Source organism: Arthrobacter sp. E70 (assembly GCF_058266945.1).
The window spans coordinates 1-6,673 of the sequence record NZ_JBYQFR010000028.1 but is presented as its reverse complement, the minus strand read 5'-3'; the positions used below and the strand labels follow the sequence as shown (position 1 = coordinate 6,673).

Here is a 6,673-nt window from a genome sequence, read left to right as displayed (position 1 = left end):
GTCCCAACAGCCAGTTTCCAAAATGGGGAAGCCGTCATCGTTCAACGAGCAGCGCCGGCTCCTTGGGGGTGCGCAGAAAAAGATGACGCCGGCTGGACGCTTCAATTTCGCATCGCACCTCTGCCTACCAGTCTCCGCGTCCTGTGGGCCTGCTCACAAGGCGGCAGTTAGACATGTGGGCCATGCGCAATGCGCATGGCTGAAGCGCCCCGCGCGCGCACCAAAGCCAGCGGCGCCTCTTCCAAATCAGGGACAACGCTTAGCTGTCGGAGTTGCTTTGGGCAGGTGGGCGGGTACGGCGATCATTGCGCGCCGCCTTGAGGAACAAGCCCACGGCCTCCTGGGCCAGACTTGTGCCTTCGGTCCAAACGATCGTGAGAGGGCGGCTCAGCGTTAGGTCGGACACCCTGACCTCCACCAGTGCTCCACTATCGAAGTCATCGGCCAGTGCGATGGCTGCCAGCACAACCGGCCCCATGCCGGCAATTGCGGCTGACTTCAACGCGGTATTGGACGCCAATTCGAGGCTTGGCGTCACCTGGTAGCCTGCAGACGACATAGCCCGATCCAGGGTGTCCCTGGTTCCTGAGCCGAGTTCCCGCAGCAGCAATGGAGTTTTCGCCAGGTCAGCTGCTGCGACCAAGGGCTGAGTACTCCATGGGTGGCTAGGAGATACGGCCACCGCTAGGCGATCGAGGCCAATCTGGCGGTGTCGCAACGACGGCCGTACCTGGGGTGCCTCGATCAAGCCCACCTCGACCTGCCCGCTCTCGACGAGGTCCATGACATCCGAGGAGTTGCCGACAGAGAGGGAAACGGCTGTGTCAGGCGACTCGTAGCGGAGCTGAGCTAGCCAGCTGGGCGCGTAGTGTTCTGCAATCGTCATGCTCGCTGCAGCTCTTAGCGAAGAATTTCGCTGCCGGCTCAACGCATCAACCGAATGCCGGAAGTCTTCCGCTGCCCTCAGCAACGTTAATGCCCAATCTACGACGACGCGCCCAGCAGGGGTTAAGGTTGACCCCCGGGCCCCGCGGTGCAACAAACTGACCCTAAGTGACCGCTCCAGAGCCGCTACCCGACGACTTGCGCTTGGTTGTGCCAACCGTAACTCCGTTGATGCTTGCCCTATGCTGCCCGTTCTGGCGATCGTGACAAGCAAGTAGAGATCATCCAGATCAGGTACGTTGACGCGCATACGGTTTCCTGGTCGCTATTATCAGCTCTGAAGCGGTACCTGGAGCTACGTCACCACGTATCACTGAGCAGCCGAAAAGACTGGAGGTCGGCGCTCCACGAATGCGAGCAGCCCTTCCTTTACGTCCGGCCCCGTCCCTGCGACCATTCCACGCCAGAACTCCATGACGTCCGCGGCAGGCACGCTTTGAGTAAGGGTCGTGCGCAGGACCCTCTTTATAGACGCCACGGAAGCAGGCGGCATGCTCGATATCACGCGGCCCATCTCGCACGCTCGGTCCACGAGTCGGCCCGGCTCGACAATCTCACTAACGAAGCCGTGACGCTCGGCACGTTCAGCGCTCAAGGGAACACCCAACATCAGCACTTCTGTTGCGATAGCCGGCGGCAACAGGTGGGGGAGCATTGACAACTGACCCCCGATAGGCACAATTCCAAGCTTTACGCCAGGGGAAGCAAAACTGGCATTAGGTGAGGCAATGCGCAGGTCACTTGCGATCGCAAGGCAGAACCCGCCAGCATATGCTGCTCCATTTACGGCACTAATGACAGGTTTTGAGACCATACCAGGAACGATGAATTCCTTGATATTCGGTTCGCTAAAGAGAACATGTGGGTCACCCTCGAGAGCCTGCTTCAAGTCATGACCGGAGGTAAACGCCTTGTCGCCGGCACCCGTCAGAACGATGACGCGAACATCGTCGCGCGCGTCGAGTTCATGAAACAGCTCGAATAGCTTCGCGGACATTACATCGGTTAATGCATTTCGCTTATCTTCACGATCCATCGTGATGACCGCAATGGTGCCGTCTTCGATGTCAAGACGAATGTCGCCGTCGCTCATAAGTTCCTACTTTCTAAAGTTGACGAGTGCCTCAGGCAAAGTTTCGATGTTATTAAAGACAACGCATAGACGACGCAGGGCTCACCACAGCCAATAGGGGATCCGCACAACACGCCCTGGGCAAGCTTCAAACTTCAGAATCACATTCGGTGGTTGATCGCGGTAGACGTCAAAGGGTTATGGGCACATGCGCCCCGCGCATGACGCGCTCTATGATGACTCCTTCGACTGCCCGCCCCGCCCCGAGGATCAAGAAGGGCACCGGGTGGAACCATCCGGGCATTTTCGATTCGTGCATGAGCATGGTTCCACTTTCTTACAAAAACCCAAGGGCCGTCCTGCCGAACTGAGGGCGACGAGTTAAGGGTGGGTGCGCCCCGGACGGCACACCATGGGCAGAGGGTCAACTGGCGAGTTGTTGCGTTCCCTTTAGTACACGGCCGTGGGTGCGTCGATCTCCACGGGCGGCGCTCAGTAGTAGACTCACCGCCTCGCGGGAGACGTTTGCAGCGCTGGACCAGACTAGGGATAACGCCCGGGACAGCACGAGATCATCCAGTTCGACTTCGACAAGGGACCCGTTCTCGAGCTCTCGAGCCAGTGCAATGACTGGCAGGACGACTGGACCCATGCCAGCGAGAGCAGCGGATTTGAGGGCGGTGTTGGAAGCCAGCTCGAGGGATGGGTTTGCCGTGAGTCCGGCGGCGGACAGGGCGTGGTCGAGTGTTTCACGCGTGCCCGACCCATGCTCGCGAACCAGTAAGCCTTCAGATGTCAGTTCTTTGGCTGTAACCCTGTGATTGGGTCGCGCCCAGGGATGACTCGGCAGGACAGCGACAGTCAGTTCATCAATTCCTATGGCGCGGCTTTTGAGAGAAGGACTTATCTGAGGACACTCCACGAGCCCGAGGTCTACCCGCCCTGATTCCACCATGGCCATGACTTCACACGAGTTTGCCATGGATAGAGTGACTCTCATTTCCGGCGCCTCTTTGCGCATCCTGGCCAGCCATGTGGGCGCATAGTGTTCCGCAATAGTCATGCTTACAGCGGCATGAAGCAGTGAGTTTCGTTCTTGTCCAAGGGCATCAACTGAGTTGGTGAATTGCTCTGTCGCCCGAAGTAGCTTTTCCGCCCAATCGACAACGACCCGCCCACTTGGCGTCAGTGTTGAACCACGAGTGTCCCGGTGGAGAAGCTGGATTCGCAGCGACCGTTCAAGACTTGCGAGCCTCCGGCTGGCGCTTGGCTGAGTAAGCCTGAGTTCTGACGCTGCCTGACCGATGCTCCCAGTCGCCGCTACGGCGACAAGAAGGTGCAGGTCGTGTAAATCGGGCACCTTGACGTACATGGCTAGCTCCCCTTCAGATGGCTGACCGCGCTGGGTCGTGAATTTTGCAACGCCATGTGTTGCGGGGGAGGCAATACCCTGGCCGATTGTGGGCTTTCATGCCCCGCAGCAGACAGCGGATGCACGGCCCCTGATTTCGCTAAGCAAAGGTGCCGTTGGATCAAAACTTCAAAGGCACGCCAGTCAGGAAGCTCCAAGCGTTCGGTATGTCGAACGCGCAGCTTTCCTGAGTTCTGCACCATGAGCGCAGTCTATGACTGCTTATAGCGTACAGTCAATAGCTTTTATAGCCCATTTGATCGGTCACACCGAACATGGCCGGACTTCTGCTCCTTCGGTGCGTCTCATTCCCTCAGCTGATCATTCCGCTTCAGGAGGTGCGAGGCCAAGGCCCTATCGGCTAAACCGGCGTTTGTGTACGCTAGCAACGGACATCTAGTGTTCGTACGCCCTTGCATACGTACACGGACCAGGAATCGGCTGGAGGCGCAATGGAGAGCATCACGGAAAACGAGAACACGCTTGGGGAGCGCCTCCATGAACTCCGGACCCAGCATCGGTACAGCATCAGAGGACTCGCCACGAAGGCGGGGGTCTCGGCGTCACTCGTTTCTGACATCGAGAAAGGAAAGGTCGAACCATCAATCTCGACGCTGAATCGTTTGGCCGGCGCGATGGGAACGACGATTACGTACTTTTTTTCGCCTCAAGCCCAGCCCAGCGGCCGGGTTGTAAGAGCGGCGGAACGTGTTCCATTTGGAGGCATGGCCGACCCCGCGTCGGACACCCGCCCTGCTTCTGGGACACGCTTTGAGCTTGCTTCTCCGACGGACCTTCGGTCTATCGATGCCATTTATGCTCGCTATGAAGTGGGCGGATGGTTCGGGGATGAACCGTTCACGCACGAGGGCGAGGAGTGGGGAATCGTGTTATCGGGGCGTCTGAAGGTGATAGTTGGCGACGAAGTCCACTTTCTGGAGCCGGGAGATTCCATCTGGTTCCCCAGTACGGTGCCGCATCGAATGGAGAATGTAGCCGACACGGCGACTGAATATATCTGGATCGATATCCCACCGAGGCGCTGACGTCTCATGATGGATGCCTTAAGCATCGCTCGGTTGCCGACCCCGCATCGGACACCCGCCCTGCTTCTGGGACACGCTTTGAGCTTGCTTCTCCGACGGACATTCGGTCTATCGATGCCATTTATGCTCGCTATGAAGTGGGCGGATGGTTCGGGGATGAACCGTTCACGCACGAGGGCGAGGAGTGGGGAATCGAGTTGTCGGGGCGTCTGAAGGTGATAGTTGGCGACGAAGTCCACTTTCTGGAGCCGGGAGATTCCATCTGGTTCCCCAGTACGGTGCCGCATCGAATGGAGAATGTGGCCGACACGGCGACTGAATATCTGGATCGATATCCCACCGAGGCGCTGACGTCTACGTCTCATGATGGATGCCTTCGCCAAAGCATCGCCCGGTTGCTCCCATCCCGCGTAATAAGGCCAGCCAGTAGCCAACGTAGGGCAGGCCGCGGCGCTTTGCCTCATGCGTGCCGTCCGGCCGTATGTGGCCATGTGCTTGGTGTATGGCCTACATGCTGAATTGACGCCTTGCGAGGGCGCCCACAGCTCCCGGAGACTGATGGGGAAAGTTGCGCCGCGAGATCAGAACGCGTCAGGCCAGGCGTCACACACCTGCGGCTGGCCCATAAGGAGCTGGCGCAGGCGGCCGAATATTATTGAAGGGCACCCACTTTGAACCAAGATGTGCAGCGTGTCATTGCCGAGTTTTCCCCGAGCGACACTACTAGCGAAGCTGTCGAAGCCTTGCACGAACATGCTCGCTCTATGCCGGACAAGTTGGCGGTTCTGGACAGTCGAGTCCGTCTGACATGGCGGGAGCTGGAGCGGGAGGTGATGTCCCTCGCAGAGGAGCTTCGCGCTTTGAATGTGAAATCAGGTTCCCCAGTTCTCCTCATGCTCGACTCCTGCGTTGAGGCGATCGTGGCCTATTGGGCTGTTCGCGAGCTCGACGGAATTGCGGTCATCGCTGATCCTGGATGTACTCGTTCAGAATTCGATCACTTCGTGGGCGCCACGCAGCCCGGTTGGGTATTCGCCACACGCCCAGGAACACCGGAGCGCCTCGAGCTCACCGAGGAAGCGGATCCCGCTCATCCTTCCATGGTCTGGTTCCTCCAGGACCACGACGGAGCTGACGGCACCGTCCGGCCTTGGGTAAGCAGCCTGAAGCACGGCGTCCCGCGCCAAGACCGGTTTGAGCAGGCACGGAGCGCCCGGGTGGTTTTGTTCAGCTCCGGTACTACCGGCCAGCCGAAGACGATCCTGCATACTGACTCCAGCGTTCTTGCACTGCATCAAGTCCACAGCCAAGTCTGGAAGCTGACCCCAGACGACGTGGTCCTCGGGTGCTTGCCGTTCCACGCCATTTACGGGGCGATCTACACTGCGGCCTCAGCAATCTACAACGGCGCCACCCTCGGCCTTATGGAGCGGTTCAAACCAGCCATTGCGTTGCAGCGCATCCAAGAATGGCGTGTGACCACTGCGGCCATGGTGCCTGCAATGCTGGTCATGATGCTGAACCTTGAAGGCAAGGATCAGTTCGACCGGTCGACCCTCCGGGCCATTTACACCGGAGGTGCGCCAGTAAGCGACCTGGTAATGAAGGACTTCGAAGAGTTCTCGGGCGCACCCGTCCTTGCCACCTACGGCCTGACCGAATGTCCAGGCGCCGCCGTTGAACCCGCCGGTTCCACTCATAGCCAAGGGGTGGCCGGCCGCATTTGCCCCGGGTTCCAAGCCGTTGCCAGGAATACCGAGGGCAACGAACTATCTCCGGGCGAGATCGGGGAAATCACGTTGCGTGGACCATCCACCATGCTGGGCTACCTGGGTCAACCGGAATTAACCAGTCAACGGATTCGTGACGGCTGGGTCTACACCCAAGACATCGGATATGTCGACAGCAAAGGCGATATCTACGTCTCAGGCCGGGACGGCGACATGATCATCCGGGGTGGTCTAAATATTGCTCCAAAGGAGGTCGAGGACGTAATCAGCAGCCATCCCTACGTCCTCACAGCCGCCGTCGTTGGGGTCGCTGACGCCGTTTTTGGCCAGTTAGTAAAGGCCTACGTGGTTCCACGGGGCGAAGCAGACCTGACAGTCCTGGCGGAAGACCTTCGTCAGCACTGCTTAAAACATCTGAACCGGGCAAAGGTTCCTGAAAATATCGTCTTCTTGTCCGAACTCCCTATGA

The 6,673-nt window shown here is 58.8% G+C and carries 6 protein-coding genes; 3 read left to right on the top strand and 3 right to left on the bottom strand.

Annotated features, from left to right (window positions below; all coding sequences use genetic code 11):
* Positions 1 to 259 precede the first annotated feature (259 nt).
* The 3 genes from AC3IMC_RS20340 to AC3IMC_RS20330 all read right to left on the bottom strand — a co-directional run bounded on the left by AC3IMC_RS20340 (position 260) and on the right by AC3IMC_RS20330 (position 3,389).
* Positions 260 to 1,195: a LysR family transcriptional regulator gene (locus AC3IMC_RS20340; protein ID WP_490920712.1), complete on the bottom strand. Its 936-nt coding sequence runs from the start codon at positions 1,193 to 1,195 to the stop codon at positions 260 to 262.
* Positions 1,196 to 1,255: 60 nt separating this feature from the next.
* A complete protein-coding gene (locus tag AC3IMC_RS20335; RefSeq protein ID WP_490920711.1) occupies positions 1,256 to 2,038 on the bottom strand; it encodes an enoyl-CoA hydratase/isomerase family protein in 783 nt (260 codons plus the stop codon).
* Positions 2,039 to 2,441: 403 nt separating this feature from the next.
* Positions 2,442 to 3,389 carry a LysR family transcriptional regulator gene (locus tag AC3IMC_RS20330; protein WP_490920710.1) on the bottom strand — a complete coding sequence of 316 codons (948 nt, stop codon included), beginning with the start codon at positions 3,387 to 3,389 and terminating at the stop codon, positions 2,442 to 2,444.
* A 491-nt stretch (positions 3,390 to 3,880) separates the two neighbouring features.
* Between AC3IMC_RS20330 and AC3IMC_RS20325 the strand changes: the two genes are divergently transcribed.
* The 3 genes from AC3IMC_RS20325 to AC3IMC_RS20315 all read left to right on the top strand — a co-directional run.
* Positions 3,881 to 4,474 carry a helix-turn-helix domain-containing protein gene (locus tag AC3IMC_RS20325; protein WP_490920709.1) on the top strand — a complete coding sequence of 198 codons (594 nt, stop codon included), beginning with the start codon at positions 3,881 to 3,883 and terminating at the stop codon, positions 4,472 to 4,474.
* A gap of 137 nt (positions 4,475 to 4,611) precedes the next feature.
* Positions 4,612 to 4,992 carry a cupin domain-containing protein gene (locus AC3IMC_RS20320; RefSeq protein ID WP_490920708.1) on the top strand — a complete coding sequence of 127 codons (381 nt, stop codon included), beginning with the start codon at positions 4,612 to 4,614 and terminating at the stop codon, positions 4,990 to 4,992.
* Between the two features lie 153 nt (positions 4,993 to 5,145).
* Positions 5,146 to 6,673 (top strand): class I adenylate-forming enzyme family protein (locus tag AC3IMC_RS20315; RefSeq protein ID WP_490920707.1); only part of this gene is annotated, 1,528 nt, incomplete at its 3' end.